This window comes from Kitasatospora hibisci, assembly GCF_043950205.1.
Taxonomy (GTDB): domain Bacteria; phylum Actinomycetota; class Actinomycetes; order Streptomycetales; family Streptomycetaceae; genus Kitasatospora; species Kitasatospora hibisci.
In genome coordinates this window covers 2958792-2976829 of record NZ_CP171642.1, presented here as the reverse complement: position 1 = coordinate 2976829, position 18038 = coordinate 2958792, and the positions used below count along the sequence as shown (strand labels likewise).

Sequence of the window (18038 nt, the reverse complement as noted above, 5' to 3'; positions counted from 1 at the left end):
TCGACGAGAACCGGCCACCTGCGCGCAGGTGCCGGCCGGCCCACTCCGGCTCACTCCGGCGCGGGAGTGCGCAGCAGTCGCAGGGAGCGGCCGGGCAGGGTGACGGCGTCCTGCGGCCGGTGCGCGTGGCCGCCGTTGCCGGTCTCCTCGGCCGCGGTGTCCAGAACCGTTCGGTACCCGGGGTCCGGCGCGGCCCAGGGTTCACCCGGGAGGGTGAAGGCGACCGGGCCGGGGCCGGCGTTCAGCAGCAGCAGGAAGCTGTCGTCGCGCAGCGGGCGGCCGTACTGGTCGCGCTCCGACATCGCGGCGCCGGAGAGCAGCATGCCCAGGCAGGCGGTCGGGGTGAACCAGTCGGCCTCCGTCATCTCCTTGCCGCGCGGGGTGAACCAGGCCAGGTCGGGCTGGCCGCCGGGGGTGGCGGCCCGGCCGGAGAAGAAGGCCCGCTGCCGCAGCACCGGGTGGGCGCGGCGGAGCCGGACCAGCAGGGCGGTGAGGTCGCGCAACCCGGCCCAGCGGCGGTCCGCCAGCAGCGACCAGTCCAGCCAGCTGACCTCGTTGTCCTGGCAGTAGGCGTTGTTGTTGCCGCCCTGGGTCCGGCCGAACTCGTCCCCGGCGGTGATCATCGGGACGCCGGTGGAGAGCAGCAGGGTGGCCATCAGGTTGCGCAGCTGGCGCAGCCGCAGGGCGTTGACGGTCGGGTCGGCGGTCTCGCCCTCGGCGCCGTGGTTCCAGGAGCGGTTGTCGTCGGTGCCGTCCCGGTTGGCCTCGCCGTTGGCCTCGTTGTGCTTGCGGTCGTAGGAGACCAGGTCGCGCAGGGTGAAGCCGTCGTGCGCGGTGACGAAGTTGACCGAGGCGTACGGGCGGCGGCCACCGCACTGGTAGAGGTCGGAGGAGCCGGAGAGCCGGTAGCCGAGCTCGCGCACGTCCGGGCGGGCGCCGCGCCAGAAGTCCCGGACCGTGTCGCGGTACTTGTCGTTCCACTCGGCCCACAGCGGCGGGAAGCCGCCCACCCGGTAGCCGCCCGCGCCGACGTCCCACGGCTCGGCGATCAGCTTGACCCGGCTGAGCAACGGGTCCTGCGAGACGGCGGCGAGGAACGGGTGGTCCATGTCGACGGCGTCGCTGCCGCGGGCGAGGGCGGCCGCGAGGTCGAAGCGGAAGCCGTCCACGCCCATCTCGGTGACCCAGTACCGCAGCGAGTCGGTGATCAGCCGGACGACCTGCGGGCGGCGGGTGTCCAGGGTGTTCCCGCAGCCGGTGTAGTCGGCGTAGCCGCGCGGGCGGTTGAGCGGCAGCCGGTAGTAGGCGGCGTTGTCGATGCCGCGCAGCGAGAGGCTGGGGCCGAGCTCGCCGGCCTCGGCGGTGTGGTTGTAGACCACGTCGAGGATCACCTCGATGCCGGCGGCGTGCAGTGCGCGGACCATCCGCTTGAACTCGCCGACCTGGCCGCCGCGGCTGCCCGAGGCCGAGTAGCCGGCGTGCGGGGCGAAGTAGCCGACGGTGTTGTAGCCCCAGTAGTTGGCCAGCCCGCGGGACTGCAGGTGGTCCTCGCTGGCGTACTGGTGGACCGGCAGCAGCTCGACGGCGGTGACCCCGAGGCCGGTGAGGTGTTCGACGGCGGCCGGGTGGGCGAGGCCCGCGTAGGTGCCGCGAAGCTCGGGCGGGACGCCGGGGTGGCGCATGGTGAAGCCGCGTACGTGCAGCTCGTACAGGACGGTCTCGGCCCACGGGGTCTTGGGGCGCTGGTCGTCGTACCAGTCGTCGTCGTCGTGGACCACCACGGATCTGGGCACGTACCGGGCCGAGTCGCGGTTGTCCCGGACGGTGTCGGCGACGTCGGCCTCGGGCCAGTTGCGGACGGCGGCGCAGACCGCGTCGTGCGCGGTGTAGCAGCCGTCGACGGCGCGGGCGTAGGGGTCGAGCAGCAGTTTGGCCGGGTTCCAGCGGGCGCCGGTCCACGGGTCCCAGCGGCCGTGGACGCGGAAGCCGTACCGGGTGCCGGGCAGCACGCCGGGCAGGAAGCCGTGCCAGGTCTGGAAGTCCTGTTCGGTGAGCCGGTGCCTGGCCTCCCGGCCGTCCTCGTCGAACAGACAGAGGTCGACGGCCTCGGCGCCGGCCGCCCAGAGAGCGAAGTTGGTGCCCTGCCGCCCCCGGGCGTCGGTCCTGAACCGGGCGCCGAGCGGCTGCCAGCTGCCGGGCCACGGCGGCTCGGCGGTGGGCCCGCCGTGCGACCGTACCCCGGCTTCCAGCTCCTGCCCTGACGCCATGGCCGTGCCCTCCCTGCATCGGGGTGTCCCGGACCCCGTTCACCTTCTTCTTCCCTGATCCAGCTGACCGGAAGCCCGCTGAACGGAGGCTTACCGGCGGATGGCCCCGAGGAGGAGCGGCCCGGAGGGCGCGGGCGCGGGACGTGCCGTACCACCGGGGGGCGGCGGGCCCGGCCCCGCCGCGTGTCCTGCCGGGACCGTCCTCGTTGTCCGGGTGATCGGACGGAAACGGCGGGAGGCCCCGGGATGCGGCCCCGAGGACGGGTTTGGGCACGGCGTGCGGGGGCGCTGGCCTGGTGCCTGGCGGTGCTGACCGGCTGCACGGCCGGGGGCGGCGAATCCCGGGCCGGCGGTGCGCCCGCCGCGAGCCGCACGGAGCCGCCGCCGGCCTCCCGGGCGGCCGTCACCGTGCTGCCCGCCGACGGCGCCCGGGACGTCCCGCCCGAGGGGCCGGTCCGGGTCACCGCCGACGGGGGCCGGCTGGTCTCGGTCCGGCTGGCGGACGCCAAGGGTGCCGAGGTGGCCGGGACGGTCTCCGACGACGGCTCGACCTGGATGCCGGACGGCCTGCTCCCGCTCGGAGCCGCCCTCACCCTGGACGCGGAGGCCGAGGACGACCGGGGCCGCAGGGCGGTGCGGCGCACCGCGTTCTCGACGGTCGCCCGCGCCCGCACCTTCGTCGCCTTCTTCACCCCGGACGACGGCGCCACGGTCGGCGTCGGCATGCCCGTCTCGCTGCGCTTCAGCCGCCCGATCGCCAACCGCGCGGCGGTCGAGAAGGCGATCGCGGTGACGACCGACCCGCCGGTGGAGGTGGCCGGGCACTGGTTCGGCAACGACCGGCTGGACTTCCGTCCGCAGACGTACTGGGCGCCCGGCACCAGGGTCGCGCTCGCGCTGCGGCTGAAGGGCGTGCAGGGCGCGCCGGGCGAGTTCGGCACCCAGGCCAAGGAGGTCCGCTTCACCATCGGCCGGGCCCGGGTCTCCACGGTGGACCTGGACGCCCACACCCTGACCGTCCGGGCAGGCCGGGGCGGCGAGGTGGTGCGCACGCTCAAGGTCTCCGGGGGAGACCCGGACCACGCCACCTACCGGGGCGTCCTGGTGGTCTCCGAGAAGCACGGGGTGACCAGGATGAACTCGCAGACCGTGGGTCTGGGTGACGAGTACGACATCAAGGACGTCCCGCACGCGATGCGGCTGACCGCCTCGGGCACGTTCATCCACGGCAACTACTGGGCCGACCCGGAGGTGTTCGGCACCGCCAACACCAGCCACGGCTGCATCGGCCTGGCCGACACCCAGGGCGGGACGGGCCGGGACACCCCGGCGGGCTGGCTGTTCGAGCACACCATCGCGGGGGACGTGCTGGAGGTGACGGCCTCGGCGGGGGAGGTCGTCCCGCCGCAGAACGGGCTCAACGGCTGGAACCTGCCCTGGGAGCAGTGGGTCGCGGGAAGCGCGCTCGCGGAGCACTGACCCCGGCACGTCGGACCGGTCCGGTGTGGCGTTCTTCACTTCCGTTGCACCACTGGTTCACCGGACTCCCCCCGGGATTCACTCATCCGGTCCCGTTATCCTCGGATTCGCGTGCCGAAGTCCGGCGCGAAAGATGGCCGGTGGGGTGCAACCCGTCCGGGTGAACGCGCGTCCATCAGGGTGGACACCGGGAGGGGAGAGATCGTGAAGCCGGTTTGGGTGGCGGACGCCGCGATACGTAGGACCGATCGTCGGGTGCACCGTGGAGCGGTGGCGCTGTTGGTGGGTGGTGCGCTGCTGCTGACCGCGGCGTGCGGCGACGACAAGGCTGCTGACAAGCCCGCGGGCGGTGACGCCGTCGCGACGGCAGGGGACACCGCCGGCGCGAACGCGCAGGGCACGTCGTCGCCGAAGAACTCGGCGGCGGTGCTGAGCGTCGAGCCGAAGGACGGCGCGCAGGACGTGTCGCCGACCAACGCGCTGAAGGTCGCGGTGGCGAACGGCAAGCTGGCCTCGGTCGAGGTGACCGACAAGGACGGAAAGCCGGTGGCGGGCGAGATGACGCCCGACGGCACCGGCTGGGCACCGAGCGGCCCGCTCGCGGTCGGCATGGTGTACAAGGTGAACGCCCAGGCCAAGGATGCCGAGGGCCTGGTGGCCGCGTCCACCACCTCGTTCACCACGCTGACGCCCGAGAAGAAGGTGTCGACGAACGACAACATCGCCGACAACGGCACCTACGGCGTCGGCATGATCGTCTCGGTGGAGTTCAACAAGGACATCAAGAACAAGGACGCCGTCGCCAAGGGCATCACCTTCGAGACCGACAACGGCACCGTGGTGAAGGGCCACTGGTTCGGCGCCCGCCGGATCGACTTCCGCCCGGCCGACTACTGGAAGTCGGGCACCAAGGTCACCATCCACTACCGGCTGAAGAACGTCGAGGTCTCACCCGGCGTCTACGGCGACGTGGAGAAGGACGAGCCGTTCACCATCGGCCGCTCGCAGGTCTCCACGGCCGACGCCGCGTCGCACATGATGACGGTCGTCCGGGACGGTGTGACCAGCACGATCCCGGTCACGCTGGGTGCGGACGCGACCCCGTCGTGGGGCGGCACGATGGTGGTCATGTCCAAGGAGAAGGTCACCCACATGAACTCGCAGACCGTGGGTCTGGGCGGCGAGTACGACATCGACGACGTCCCGCACGCGATGCGGCTGACCAGGTCGGGCACCTACGTGCACGGCAACTACTGGGCCAACCCGTTCGGCAAGAGCAACGGCAGCCACGGCTGCATCGCGATGCAGGACACGAAGGGCGGCAGCGACGCCTCGGTCGCCGGCAAGTTCTTCAACGGCTCGATGATCGGCGACGTCATGAAGGTCGTGAACACCAAGGAGAAGACGGTCGCCCCCGACAACGGTCTGGGCGGCTGGAACCTCCCCTGGGCGAACTGGTAAGCGATCCCCGAACGCGCGGCCGAAGGCCGGCGGCCGGCGGCCGGACCCGAGGTCCTACCCGCGGGCGCTCCCGGTAGTCCCGGTTCGATAACGACCGGCCCGATCCTCACTCGTTGGGGTCGGGCCGGTCGTCGTTCATGGGGTAATTGCCGCTCGAATGGCGCAACCTTTCCGTTGGCCGCGGCGTGTATCTGTCGGACCCCGCCGGGACCGCGGGCGGGATCGAGGGAGGGAGTCGACGTGAGGTCGATACGCAAGGTCATGGCCGCCGGCTTTCTCGGCGGCGCGCTGGTGCTGACCAGCGCCTGCAGCGGCGGCGGCAGCGGGAACGCGGCCAAGGCCGAACTGGGGGGTGGCGCGGCCGCGGGGGCCGCGTCGACCGCGTCGGCGTCCGCCCCGGGCGGGTCGGCCGCACCGTCCGCCGCCGCCACGCCGAAGGTGTCGGCCGCGGTGGTCGACATCCAGCCGAGGAACGGCTCGGTGGACGTCGCCCCGAACGGCGCGCTGAAGGTCGCCGTCGCGGGCGGCAAGCTCACCACCGTCAAGGTGAGCGACAGGGCCGGCAAGGAGGTCGCCGGCACCATCGCCGCCGACGGGGGCAGCTGGACCCCGTCCGCCGGCCTCGCGGTCGGGACCGCCTACCAGGTGAGCGCGATGGCGGCGGACGCCGACGGCGTGGTCGCCACGGCGGACAGCAGCTTCACCACGCTCACGCCGGAGCGGGAGGCGAAGGCCCGCGACAACGTCGAGGACAACGCCACCTACGGCGTCGGCATGATCGTCTCGGTGGACTTCGACCGGAGCGTCAAGAACAAGGACGCCGTCGCCAAGGGCATCACCTTCGAGACCGACAACGGCACCGTGGTGAAGGGCCACTGGTTCGGCGACCGCCGGCTGGACTTCCGCCCCGAGGAGTACTGGAAGCCGGGCACCAAGGTGACCGTGCACTACCGCCTGAAGAGCGTCGAGATCGCGCCGGGGATCTACGGGGGCGTGGACCGGGACGAGCCCTTCACGATCGGGCGATCGCAGGTCTCGACGGTTGACGCCAAGACCCACCGGATGACGGTGGTGCGCGACGGGCAGTCCTCCGTCATCGACGTCACCTCCGGTGCGCCGGACCACCCGACCTGGAACGGCACCATGGTGATCATGTCGAAGGAGGGTGTGGTGCGCATGCAGTCCAGCACCCTGCCCGGCATGACCGGTGCCCCCTACGACCTGCAGGTGCCGCACTCGATGCGGCTGACCACCTCCGGTACGTACATCCACGGCAACTACTGGAGCGACGCGTTCGGAGAGGACAACGTCAGCCACGGCTGCGTCGGCCTGAAGGACGTCAAGGGCGGCGGCGACTCGACGTCGATGGGCAGGTTCTACGACGGCTCGATCATCGGTGACGTGGTGAAGGTGCAGAATTCCACGCGCGGCCAGGTCCAGCCGGACAACGGCCTGAGCGGTTGGAACCTGGGCTGGAGTTCCTGGTAGGAGGCCGTTCGTGGCAACCCGGGCTTGACGGCCCCGGGGCCCGGGTTGCACGCGGCATATGCCGATCGAACGGTGATCGTTTGCTCATTGTCCGTACGCGGCTGCTTGCGTTCCGCAATGATGGGTCGCATGGCGGGTTGGGGCGAAACAGATCAGTCATCACTACCCGGGGCGGGCCTGGTCGCCGACGCGTCGCCGGCGTGCTTCCAGGGTGCGCTGGAGGCCCTGGAACGACTCAGCTCGGAGGAGCTGGAGCAGATGTATTCCGGCAGGCTGTCCGACCAGTCCGAGGCGGGCGAAGTCCGGTTGCCGTCGCGGCCGGAGTCCGGCCCGGTGGCCCGCCGACTGGTGCTCTCGGTGCTGGAGTCCTGGGAACTGCACCAGCAGCTGGAGGTCGGCGAGCTCCTCACCGGGGAGCTGGTCGCCAACGCGGTGCGGCACGCCGCCGGGCGGACCATCGGCCTCCAGGTGACCCGGAAGCCGGGCTGGCTGAGGGTGGAGGTGCGGGACTCCTCGCGGGCGCTTCCTTGCCTGATCCTGGCCGAGCCGCTGCCGCCGACCGACGGCGGGCGGGGGCTGAGGATCGTCGACGACCTCGCGGACCGCTGGGGCGCGGACCTGCTGCCGCGCGGCAAGGGCGTCTGGTTCGAGCTGAAGGTGCGGGAGCGGTCCTGACCGGCAGGGTGCCGGGAGAACCGGGCCGCCTGGGGAGCGGGGCGCGGCGGCCGGGGAACGCGCAGGGCCCCCGATGCGCCGTGGTCTCGGCGGCTGGGGGCCCCTGCAAGTCATCGCGCCGGCCAAGGGGGTGCGTGCCGCGCGATGGGCGACGGCCGTGCCAGGTCGGGCCAGCCGTAGTCGGTGCGCCTGCGGCGGGGGCGCGAGGACGTCTCGCGGGCGCCCGCCGTCGGGCTGCTTCGACTATCGCACGGATCTCAGCATGTGGGCAAACCGGGAATCTTGGATTGCAAGGCTTGTAACCTGGTTCGCCTTTGGATTTTGCATAGGTTAACGCCCGCGCCTGAGATTATTCATGATCGATGCAAACTGGGCAGGGCTGCGAGCCAGCCTGTGGGGTGGTTGCGTGCGCTAGGCGGGGCGGCCGCCGACGTTCCGGATCAACTGGTGCAGCACTCTCACGGTGGTGGCCCAGTCGGCGTCGTCGATACCCCGGAGGATCCGTTCGCGAACGGCCGGGGCGTGCTCCGCGAGGTCGGCGCGGGCGGCCTCGCCCGCCTCGGTGATCCACAGCCGTCCCGCCTCGTCGCTCCTCAGCCAGCCGAGCTCCACGAGCGTCGCCGCCTCCGCGCCCACCTCGGCACCGGGGCCGAGGTGGGCGCGCAGGGCCTGCCGGAGTTCGGGGACGGTCAGGCCGCGCCCGTCGGGCGAGAGGTCCTGCGCCGACAGGAGGCGCAGCAGCCAGAACTGCGCTTCGGTGAAGCCGAGGTCGGCCCGCCGGGCCCGGATGAACGCCGTGAGGGCCGTATGGGCCGCCCCGGTCCAGTACGCGGCGGACTGCGTGGCCGGCTCCGGATCGGAGAGCTGCCGGTTCGTCATCTGTTCCCCCTGGATGATCGCTTGCTGCATGGCACGGTAAGACCAGCAGCTCACCCGGAGTCAAGAACTTTACACACGGTCACGAGGCGGGTACGGTGCCCGCCGCGCTTTCGGCTGGGCCCGGATGGCCGAGGGCGAGGCCCGGTCGCCCCGGGCCGGGAGGGCGGTGTGTTCGACTCCGGCGCCTGCCGCACCGACCGCACCGCGTCCGTGGAGATCGTCCGGCCGGGAGGCCCCCGCCGTGCGGCCGGCGGCGACGGCGGTGCGGCCGGCGCCGAGGGCCCCACCGCACTCGGCCCGGTGGCCCCGCTGCCGAGCCGGTCCTCGTCGTTGCAGCCCCGGGCGACACCGCCCGCGCCTGCTGATCGCGGCCGCGCGGGAAGTCGGGCGGGCCGACCTCCCGTGCGGGCCGGGCCCGTGCCCCGGCGGGCGGCCGTTCAGAGCGCGGCGAGGAAGGTGCGGACGGCCTCGGCGAAGGCCTCGGGGGCGGCGGTGTGGACGAGGTGGTCGGCGTCCAGCCCGACGGCCGTGGTGCCCGGGCGGCGCTCGACCATGGCGCGGACCTGTTCGGCGGGGATCACGCCCTCGGTGCCGTGGACCAGCAGGGCGGGGCAGTCGGTGGCCGTCCAGTCGGCCCAGTGGTCGCCGTGCACCGCGTCCTCGGACCGGTACATCTCCTGCGGGTGGAAGGGCAGCCGCCAGCTGCCGTCGGCGTTGCGCCGCAGGCGGTCGGCGAAGTAGGGGGCGGCCGGGCCGAGGCCGGCGAGGAGCGCCTCGCGGGTGGGGGCGTCGTACGGGAGGTTCAGCAGGAAGCCGAAGGGGTTGGAGCCGTCCAGGCCGAGTGCGGCCGGGCCCTCGGCGTTGACCAGGGCGTCGACCCGCTCGGGGTGGCGGGCGGCGAACTGGTAGGCGTTGACGGCGCCGAGCGAGTGGCCGAGCAGGACGGTCCGGTCCAGGCCCAGGTGGTCCAGGAGGGCCGCGACATCCGCGAGGTAGCCCTCACGGGAGTAGTCGGCGGTGCGGTCGGACTCGCCCTGGCCGCGCTGGTCCGGGGCGATGACCCGCCACTCGGGGCCGAGGGCCCGGGCGAGGTCGGTGAAGGTGGCGCCCTCGGAGAGGTGGCCGTGCAGCGCGACCAGCGGACGGCCGGTGCCCCCGAAGTCCAGGTAGGAGAGCCGGCGGCCGTCGATCAGCAGCTCGGAGCGAAGGGCGGTCGCGGTGGTCGGGTCGGTCGTGGCGTTCATCGTGGTTCCCCCTCGTGTGGTTGACGGGTGAAACCATAGCCCGGAGTTGCACGCGCGTGCAAGACGTTCGTTTGAGACGATTGTTCTAGTGCTGGATCGGCGGCGGGCTACCATGCGGCCGTGGGGATCACCGAACAGCCGCTGCCGCCCGAGGGGCTCGCCGACGCCGCACTGGCCGCCTTCGTCGAAGCCGTCCGCCGCGACGCCGGGCCGACGGCGCGGGAGTCAGGTGCGGAGGCGGTGCGCGCGGCCCAGCGGCTCCGGGTGCGGAGCCGCCCGATCGGGCCCGAGGTCGCGGAGGTCGGGGAGGTGGCGGTGGGCCGGCGCGGACTGCCCGTCCGCCGCTACCGGTCCGCGCCCGACCCGCGCGGGGTGGTGGTGTTCCTGCACGGGGGCATGTGGACGATCGGCGACCTGGACTCGCACGACCGGCTCTGCCGCCGGCTGGCCCTGGCCACCGGTGCGGTGGTGGCGGCCGTCGACTACCGCCGCGCGCCGGAGCACCCCGCGCCGGCCGCGGTGGACGACGCGGTGGACGCCGTCCGCTGGGCCGCCGCTGAGCAGGTCCGGGGCGGCGAGCCGCTGATCGTCATGGGTGACAGCGCCGGCGGGCACCTCGCGGCGCTGGCCTGCCTGCGCCTGCGGGACGAGGGCGGCCCGCTCCCGCAGGGCCAGGTGCTCGCCTACCCCAACACCGACCTGACCCTCTCCCACCCCAGCGTGCGGGAGAAGGGCGCCGGCTGGGGGCTCTCCGCCGACGACCTGGCCTGGGGCGTCGAGGGGTGGGTGCCGGACCCGGCGCTGCGCGCGGACCCGTCGGTCAGCCCGCTGCACGCCGCGGACCACTCGGGACTGCCGCCCGCGGTCGTGGTCACCGCCGAGCACGATCCGCTGCGCGACGAGGGCGACGCCTACGCCGCGGTGCTGGCGGCCGCGGGCGTGCCGGTCCTGCACCGCCGGGAGCCGGGCGTGGTGCACGGCTTTCTCACCATGGACACCCTCTCCCCGGCGGCCGCCGCCCTGGGGGACCGCCTGTTCGCGGACGTGACCGGGCTGATCGCCGGGGCGTCGGCCGCCGGGGCCGACGCCGGGGCGTAGACCGGCACCCGGCGGGAGGGGCCGACCGCGTGCCCGGTGCCCCGGTCCCGGGGCGGCTTCCGGGGCCCGGGCCGGGGAGCACGGGTTCGGGAACGGCCCGCCGGGACCGCCGGCGTCAGCACTCGATGACGTTCACGGCGAGGCCGCCGCGCGAGGTCTCCTTGTACTTGATCTTCATGTCCGCGCCGGTCTCCTTCATGGTCTTGATCGCCTTGTCGAGGGAGACGTGGTGCCGGCCGTCGCCGCGCAGCGCCATCCGGGCCGCGGTGACGGCCTTCACGGACGCCATGCCGTTGCGCTCGATGCAGGGGATCTGGACCAGGCCGCCGACCGGGTCGCAGGTGAGGCCGAGGTTGTGTTCGATGCCGATCTCGGCGGCGTTCTCGACCTGCTCTGGGCTGCCGCCGAGGACCTCGGCGAGGCCGCCGGCCGCCATCGAGCAGGCGGAGCCCACCTCGCCCTGGCAGCCGACCTCGGCGCCGGAGATGGAGGCGTTCTCCTTGAACAGCATGCCGATCGCGCCGGCCGCGAGGAGGAAGCGGACGATGCCGTCGTCGTCGGCGCCCGGGATGAAGTTCAGGTAGTAGTGCAGGGTCGCGGGGATGATCCCGGCCGCGCCGTTGGTCGGCGCGGTGACCACCCGGCGGCCGGAGGCGTTCTCCTCGTTGACCGCCATCGCGTAGAGGGTCACCCACTCCATCGCGTTCGCCGGGCCGATGCCCTCGGCGCGCAGCGCGCGGGCCGCGGCCGCCGCCCGGCGGCGCACCTTGAGGCCGCCCGGCAGGATGCCCTCGCGGGACATGCCGGCCCGGACGCACTCCTGCATCACGCGCCAGATCTCCAGCAGGCCGGCCCGGATCTCCTCCTCGGTCCGCCAGGCCTTCTCGTTCTCCAGCATCAGGCCGGAGATGGACAGGCCGGTCTCCCGGGTGAGGCGCAGCAGCTCCTCGCCGGTGCGGAAGGGGTAGCGGAGCACGGTGTCGTCGGGCTTGACCCGCTCCGCGCCGATGGCGTCCTCGTCCACCACGAAGCCGCCGCCGACCGAGTAGTAGGTCTTCTCCAGCAGGGTGGAGCCGTCGGCGGCGAAGGCCCACAGGGTCATGCCGTTGGCGTGGTACGGCAGGGAGCGCCGCCGGTGCAGGACCAGCTGGGTGTCCGGATCGAAGTCGATGGCGTGGCTGCCGAGCAGGTGGATCCGCTTCTCGGCGGTGATCCGCTCGACGTCCCGGTCGGCCTGGTCGACGTCGACGGTGCGCGGGGAGTTGTTCTCCAGGCCCAGCAGTACCGCCTTGGGGGTGCCGTGGCCGTGCCCGGTGGCGCCGAGCGAGCCGAACAGCTCGGCACGTACGCCCGCCACGTCCGTCAGCAGGCCCTCCGACTTCAGTCGGCGGGCGAACATCCGGGCGGCGCGCATCGGGCCGACGGTGTGGGAGCTCGACGGGCCGATGCCGATGGAGAAGAGGTCGAAGACGCTGATGGCCACGGAGGACGTCCTTGTCTGGTCTCGTGGAAGGACCGGCAGACGGGGGCTGACGGGCGGGGGGCCGACACGGGACGGGGCACCGCGCGCACTGTCCAGTGTGCGCGGTGCCCCGGAAACTGCGGGTGGCGCGGCGGGGTGAGGCCGGTCACCTGGGCCCGAACGATCGGGTCAGAGGTTCGGGTACAGCGGGTACTTCCCGGCGAGGGCGGTGACCCGGGCCTTCAGCGCGGCGGCGACGGTCTCGTCGAAGGCCGGCTTCAGGGCCTCGGCGATGATGTCGGCGACCTCGCGGAAGTCCTCGGCCTGGAAGCCGCGGGTGGCCAGCGCCGGGGTGCCGATCCGCAGGCCGGAGGTGACCATCGGCGGGCGCGGGTCGTTCGGGATGGCGTTGCGGTTGACCGTGATGCCGACCTCGTGCAGGCGGTCCTCGGCCTGCTGGCCGTCGAGCTGGCTGTTGCGCAGGTCGACCAGGACCAGGTGCACGTCGGTGCCGCCGGAGAGCACGGAGGCGCCGGCCTCGGCGACGTCCGCCTGGAGCAGGCGCTCGGCGAGGATGCGGGCGCCGTCCAGGGTGCGCTGCTGGCGCTCCTTGAACTCCTCCGACGCGGCGACCTTGAAGGCGACCGCCTTGCCGGCGATCACGTGCTCCAGCGGACCGCCCTGCTGGCCGGGGAAGACCGCGGAGTTGATCTTCTTGGCCCACTCGGCCTTGGAGAGGATGACGCCGCCGCGCGGGCCGCCCAGGGTCTTGTGGGTGGTCGTGGTGACCACGTCCGCGAACGGCACCGGGTTGGGGTGCAGGCCCGCGGCGACCAGGCCGGCGAAGTGCGCCATGTCGACCATCAGCAGGGCGCCGACCTCGTCCGCGATGCGGCGGAACTCGGCGAAGTCCAGCTGGCGCGGGTAGGCGGACCAGCCGGCGATGATCAGCTTCGGCTGGTGCTCCTTGGCGAGGCGCTCGACCTCGGCCATGTCGACCTGGCTGGACTTCTCGTCCACGTGGTACGCGGCCACGTTGTAGAGCTTGCCGGAGAAGTTGATCTTCATGCCGTGGGTCAGGTGGCCGCCGTGGGCCAGGCTCAGGCCCAGGATCGTGTCGCCCGGCTGGATCAGGGCGAACATGGCGGCGGCGTTGGCCTGCGCGCCGGAGTGCGGCTGGACGTTGGCGTGCTCGGCGCCGAACAGGGCCTTGATCCGGTCGATCGCGATCTGCTCGACGACGTCGACGTGCTCGCAGCCGCCGTAGTAGCGGCGGCCGGGGTAGCCCTCGGCGTACTTGTTGGTCAGCACCGAGCCCTGGGCCTCCATGACCGCCACCGGGGCGAAGTTCTCGGAGGCGATCATTTCCAGGGTGGTCTGCTGGCGGTGCAGCTCGGCGTCGACCGCGGCGGCGATCTCCGGGTCGAGGGCGTGCAGGGACTGGTTGAGAACCGTCATGGTGTGGTCTTCCCGGGAGGAGGGAGTACGGGAGGGCGGGGCCGGCGCCGGGGCGGCCGCGGTGCGGCGGCCGCCCCGGCAGGGCTCAGGCCTGCGGGTTGGTCAGCGCGTCGTACTCGTCGGCGCTCAGCAGCTCGTCGGTGGCCTCGACGCGGACCTTGAACAGCCAGCCGCCCTCGAACGGGGCGCTGTTGACCAGCGAGTTGTCGTCCAGGACGTCCTGGTTGACCTCGGTGACCTCACCGGTGACCGGGGAGTACAGGTCGCTGACCGACTTGGTCGACTCCAGCTCGCCACAGGTCTCACCGGCGGTCACGGCGTCGCCGACCTCGGGCAGCTGCACGTAGACGATGTCACCGAGCGCATCGGCCGCGTGCGCGGTGATGCCGACCGTGGAGACACCGCCCTCGGCGGCGGTCAGCCACTCGTGCTCCTTGGTGTACTGCAGGTGCTGGGGGTTGCTCATGGCGTCATTCTCCAGGATGGGAAGCGGGTACGACGAAGCGGCCCGTCGGGCGGACGCGCCTCGGGAAGGGGAAGGGGTCAGCGAGCGCGCTTGTAGAAGGGCAGCGCCACGACCCGGACCGGCTCGTGCTTGCCGCGCACGTCCACCGCGACGGTGGTGCCGGGGGCGGCGTGCGCCGCGTCCACGTACGCGATCGCGATCGGCTTGCCCAGCGTGGGGGAGGGGGCGCCGGAGGTGATCCGGCCGATCGGCTCGCCCTCGGTGGAGACCACGGTGTACTCGGCGCGCGGCACCCGCTTGCCCTCGGAGACCAGGCCGACCAGGACCCGCGGCGGGTTGGCCTCGGCCTCGGCGGCGGCCTTCTCCAGTGCCTTCCGGCCGACGAACGCGCCCTCGTTGGTGGTCTTGTCGAACCGGACGACCCGGCCGAGGCCGGCGTCGAACGGGGTCAGCTCGGTGGAGAGCTCGTGCCCGTACAGGGGCATGCCGGCCTCCAGACGCAGCGTGTCGCGGCAGGACAGGCCGCAGGGGACGAGGCCGCGGTCGGCGCCGGCCTCGGTCAGGGCGTTCCAGATCTGCTCGGCGTCGCCCGGGTTGCAGAAGATCTCGAAGCCGTCCTCGCCGGTGTAGCCGGTGCGGGCGAGCAGCACGTCGCGGCCGGCCACCTGGGCCGGGAGGATGGCGTAGTACTTGAGGCCGGGCAGGTCGGCCTCGGTGGTGGCGGCCAGGATGCCGGTGGCCTCCGGGCCCTGGACGGCGATCAGCGCGTAGGTGTCGCGGTCGTCGGTGACGACGGCGTCGTAGCCCTTGGCGCGGGCGATCAGCTCGTCCAGCACCAGCTGGGCGTTGGAGGCGTTGGCGACGACCAGGAAGGCGTCCTCGCGCAGGCGGTAGACGATCAGGTCGTCCAGGATGCCGCCGTCCTCGGCGCAGATCATGGTGTAGCGGGCGCGGAGCACGCCGAGCGCGGAGACGAAGCCGACCAGCGCGTGGTCCAGCATCTCGCCGGCCTGCGGGCCGGTGACGGTGATCTCGCCCATGTGGGAGAGGTCGAACAGGCCGGCCTTGGTGCGGACGGCGAGGTGCTCCTCGCGCTCGCTGCCGTAGCGCAGCGGCATGTCCCAGCCGGCGAAGTCGGTCATGGTGGCGCCGAGACGGCGGTGAAGCGCGTCGAGCGCGGTGAGGCGGAGGGACGACATGGCCTGGAACTCCTCGGTCTGGGCACTCAGGGGTGCGCACGCCGGACCGGACCCGCTCGGGGAGGGACCTGACCTGCGCGCGGGCATGCGGCGGCTGGGTCTCCCCATCTGTCGTCGAACCTGAGAGCTTCACCGCAACACGGGCCCGCAGCTGTTTCCAGCTAACAGGACAGCATGGCGGCTTGCACCGTGGGTGGGCGCGCGGCAGGGCCGTGCACCGCTTTCCAGATCTGCCTAACCCGTGCGGTAGGGGGGCCTGAGAGATTCCGGGGAGGACTTGCTCCTTCGGCGCCGGCTGTGCCGCCCCTCGGGGGGCACTCCGGACTCTCCCGCGCGGGTTCGAGCGGCCGGTATGGAGTTTGGGATCGGCCTCCGCGGGAACGCGTAGCCGCGCACATCATGGCACGTCCGGCGCCCGGGCGGGAGAGGGGCCCCGGTCGGCCCGCTAGGCTGCACGCGTCGACGAGCCAGTGAGGCGGTACTAGGGGCACATGGGGTACCCGGTGGAGCAGCAGCAGGGGTGGGGCGGCCCGGAGTCGGTGCCGCCGGGCGGGGGATGGCCCGCCAACGAGCTGGAGCAGGTGCTCACCGCCGCGCTCGGCGATCCGGGCGCGACCCCGCGGGTGATCGAGGTGCTGGCCCGTAGCCAGGTGTGGGTGCCGCTGCCGGCCGGGGCCGACCCGCAGGGCCAGGCGCTGGACCTTCCGACCATCGAGCTGGCCGGTGACCCGTACGTGCCGGTCTTCTCCTCGCAGGAGGTGTTCCTGCAGCAGGCACCGGGGATGGCCTTCGCGATCGCGCCGGTCCGGGAGTTCGCCCGCGGGCTGCCGCTGGGCGTGGGCATCGCGGTGAACCCGGAGGCGGCGGTCGGCATCCCGGTGCCGCCGCAGGGCGTGGCCGAGCTGCGGCGCGGGCCGCGCGACGACCGCTGGGAGGCCGCCGACGCGCCGACCGGCGGGCGGGTGGCGCTGCGCGAGCCGGTGCCCGGCGAGGATCCGGAGGACTTCCTGGCCGCGTGCCGCTCGGAGCTCTCGGCGCTGCCGGGCGTGCTGACCGCCCGGCGGGCGCTGGCCAGTGTCGAGGGCGAGCCGACCGTGATGTTCGTCGGCGTCCAGCTGGACCCGGCGGCCCCGGCCGACCCGGCCGCGGTGAACGGGGCGCTGGGCCGGGCGCTGGGAACCGCGCCGCTGCCCGGTGGCGTCCACCTCGTGCTGCTCGACCTCGCGGAGGACCCCGTGGTCGAGTGGTTGCTCAACCGGGTCCAGCCGTTCTACACACGGATGTGACGCACCCCTCCCCGCCCGCGGTCGGGCGGCCCGCGCACGGGTCGGAGGGGCCAGGCAGGCACGCCGGCATGGCGGTGGTGGGTGGCGCCCCATAGGGTGCGTGCAGACACTCCGCCGGGGCCGGCGGCCAGGTGAGGGAAGAAGAGGCGCAGCGAGGTGGGCGCATGAGTGCGGGAGCGGTAGCGGGCGGTGCACCGGGGCCCTGGGGCCAGGCACCCGCCGGGCGCCCCGGCGCGGATCCGAGGGCCCTGGAGCACGCCCTGCGCGAGGTCGCGCCGGAGCGCTGGGAGGCGTACGAGGCGCTGCTGCAGGCGCTGGCCGTCGGCCAGGTCTGGATGCTGCTCTGGCACGGGACGCCGGGGAGCCCGGACGCCCAGTACGGGAACATGGAGATCAGCGGGCACGGCTACGCGCCGGCGGTCACCTCGCCCGAACAGCTCGCGGCCTCCGGCTGGACGCGGGCGCACGAGGTGATCTCCGGGCGCGAGATCGCCGCCTCCCTCTACCGGACCCGCTGGGGCCTCTGGCTGAATCCACACGCCCCCGGCGGCGGCGTCGGGGTGCCCTGGGCGGACCTGCGGCGGATCGCGGCCGGACTGGACCGGCTGCCGGCCGGCCCGCTGAAGCTGAGTGAGCCGCAGGTGCCGGCGCAGCAGTTCTTCGCGCTGCTGGAGCGCCAGGCGGTCGAGGTGCGGGCGGTCCGCTCGCTCCGCCGGGCCTGGGTGCAGCCCTCGGTGGGGGAGCCGTACCTGGCCATCGGGCTGGACCTGTACGAGAGTTCGCCGCCGACCGTGGAGGCCGTCCGGGCGCTGATGCAGCGGGCGATCGCGGTCGCGCCGGAGGGGCTGGCGGTCTCCACGGTGGCGATGGGGGACGAGTACGACCCGGTGGCGCTCTGGATGCGCGCCAACGCGCGGCCGTTCTACGACCGGGAGGCGGGCGGCCAGGGCCGGCCGGCGACCGGGCCGTACCCGCCGGTGCCCCCGCCGCCGTACCCCTCGCAGACGGGGCCGGGCTACGCCTACGGGACGCAGCCGCCCGCGCAGGGCTGGCAGGGCCAGCCGCCGCCGCAGCAGCCGTGGCCCGGCTACCCCGGGCGCTGACCCGCAAAACCCCCCGACGAGGGCCTGTCTGACGTGATGTCAGGCGGGCCCTCGCGCATATCCGGACGATTTCCGGGAAGTCCTGGCAGGCATATTGACATGCTTGGTGCAGCTGTGTGAAGAGGGGTATGCCGGTGATCCGGGAGGTGCATGTCGACAGATCACAGTTGGGCATCTGTCGGTTGGCAGGTCTGGCGCAAGCCAGTTCGGATGGCAGAGAGTTCTGCAACAACGCACCGCGCGTGGTTGGCGCCTCACAAAGGCGAACGCGCAGGCGGACAGCTTGATCCACGCGATGCCCATCCCGCGTGGCGGCAGTACCCGCGCACGCAGGACCGCACGACGTACCGCCGAGATCCACCGCACCCGTACCTCCGCATGTCCGTACCTCCGCACGTCCGCACCAGCCGTACCGCCGATCCGGCGACCGGCACCCGTGGGCCGGCCACCGTCGGCGAGGGGACCGAACTGAC

14 protein-coding genes and 1 riboswitch are annotated in these 18038 nt (G+C 73.1%); of the genes, 7 read left to right on the top strand and 7 right to left on the bottom strand.

Going from position 1 to position 18038, the window contains the following annotated elements; all coding sequences use genetic code 11:
• Nucleotides 1-50: 50 nt before the first annotated feature.
• The gene (glgX, locus tag ACF9IK_RS12635; protein ID WP_395294313.1) at nt 51-2267 is read right to left on the bottom strand and encodes a glycogen debranching protein GlgX; all 2217 of its coding nucleotides are present in this window, start codon (nt 2265-2267) and stop codon (nt 51-53) included.
• A 246-nt stretch (nt 2268-2513) separates the two neighbouring features.
• Here glgX and ACF9IK_RS12630 point away from each other — a divergent pair, with 246 nt between their 5' ends.
• From ACF9IK_RS12630 to ACF9IK_RS12615, 4 genes are all read left to right on the top strand, one after another.
• Nucleotides 2514-3746, top strand: a complete 1233-nt coding sequence (locus ACF9IK_RS12630; protein ID WP_395294312.1) for a L,D-transpeptidase — start codon at nt 2514-2516, stop codon at nt 3744-3746.
• Between the two features lie 270 nt (nt 3747-4016).
• A complete protein-coding gene (locus ACF9IK_RS12625; RefSeq protein ID WP_395294311.1) occupies nt 4017-5207 on the top strand; it encodes a L,D-transpeptidase in 1191 nt (396 codons plus the stop codon).
• A 240-nt stretch (nt 5208-5447) separates the two neighbouring features.
• Nucleotides 5448-6695 carry a L,D-transpeptidase gene (locus ACF9IK_RS12620; protein WP_395294310.1) on the top strand — a complete coding sequence of 416 codons (1248 nt, stop codon included), beginning with the start codon at nt 5448-5450 and terminating at the stop codon, nt 6693-6695.
• A 129-nt stretch (nt 6696-6824) separates the two neighbouring features.
• Nucleotides 6825-7370: an ATP-binding protein gene (locus ACF9IK_RS12615; RefSeq protein ID WP_395294309.1), complete on the top strand. Its 546-nt coding sequence runs from the start codon at nt 6825-6827 to the stop codon at nt 7368-7370.
• Between the two features lie 411 nt (nt 7371-7781).
• Here the strand turns inward: ACF9IK_RS12615 and ACF9IK_RS12610 are convergent, their stop codons facing one another.
• Entirely contained in the window at nt 7782-8249 is a 468-nt protein-coding gene (locus ACF9IK_RS12610; protein ID WP_395294308.1) for a MarR family winged helix-turn-helix transcriptional regulator, read from the bottom strand.
• Between the two features lie 437 nt (nt 8250-8686).
• Nucleotides 8687-9493, bottom strand: a complete 807-nt coding sequence (locus tag ACF9IK_RS12605) for an alpha/beta fold hydrolase (RefSeq protein ID WP_395294307.1) — start codon at nt 9491-9493, stop codon at nt 8687-8689.
• Nucleotides 9494-9613: 120 nt separating this feature from the next.
• On the opposite strand from ACF9IK_RS12605, the gene ACF9IK_RS12600 reads away from it, so the two are divergent.
• Entirely contained in the window at nt 9614-10591 is a 978-nt protein-coding gene (locus ACF9IK_RS12600) for an alpha/beta hydrolase (protein WP_395294306.1), read from the top strand.
• 115 nt (nt 10592-10706) lie between these two features.
• On the opposite strand, the gene ACF9IK_RS12595 is transcribed toward ACF9IK_RS12600, so the two are convergent.
• The 4 genes from ACF9IK_RS12595 to gcvT form a co-directional block, all read right to left on the bottom strand.
• A complete protein-coding gene (locus tag ACF9IK_RS12595) occupies nt 10707-12074 on the bottom strand; it encodes an L-serine ammonia-lyase (RefSeq protein ID WP_395294305.1) in 1368 nt (455 codons plus the stop codon).
• A gap of 168 nt (nt 12075-12242) precedes the next feature.
• A complete protein-coding gene (gene glyA, locus ACF9IK_RS12590; RefSeq protein ID WP_395294304.1) occupies nt 12243-13511 on the bottom strand; it encodes a serine hydroxymethyltransferase in 1269 nt (422 codons plus the stop codon).
• Nucleotides 13512-13596: 85 nt separating this feature from the next.
• Nucleotides 13597-13977 carry a glycine cleavage system protein GcvH gene (gcvH, locus tag ACF9IK_RS12585; RefSeq protein ID WP_395294303.1) on the bottom strand — a complete coding sequence of 127 codons (381 nt, stop codon included), beginning with the start codon at nt 13975-13977 and terminating at the stop codon, nt 13597-13599.
• A gap of 77 nt (nt 13978-14054) precedes the next feature.
• Nucleotides 14055-15176 carry a glycine cleavage system aminomethyltransferase GcvT gene (gene gcvT, locus ACF9IK_RS12580; protein ID WP_395294302.1) on the bottom strand — a complete coding sequence of 374 codons (1122 nt, stop codon included), beginning with the start codon at nt 15174-15176 and terminating at the stop codon, nt 14055-14057.
• A gap of 234 nt (nt 15177-15410) precedes the next feature.
• A riboswitch (glycine riboswitch) is annotated at nt 15411-15518 on the bottom strand.
• 149 nt (nt 15519-15667) lie between these two features.
• On the opposite strand from gcvT, the gene ACF9IK_RS12575 reads away from it, so the two are divergent.
• On the top strand, nt 15668-16462 hold the full coding sequence (locus tag ACF9IK_RS12575) for an enhanced serine sensitivity protein SseB C-terminal domain-containing protein (RefSeq protein WP_395294301.1): 795 nt from the start codon (nt 15668-15670) through the stop codon (nt 16460-16462).
• 164 nt (nt 16463-16626) lie between these two features.
• The gene (locus tag ACF9IK_RS12570) at nt 16627-17565 is read left to right on the top strand and encodes an enhanced serine sensitivity protein SseB C-terminal domain-containing protein (RefSeq protein WP_395294300.1); all 939 of its coding nucleotides are present in this window, start codon (nt 16627-16629) and stop codon (nt 17563-17565) included.
• Nucleotides 17566-18038: the final 473 nt, after the last annotated feature.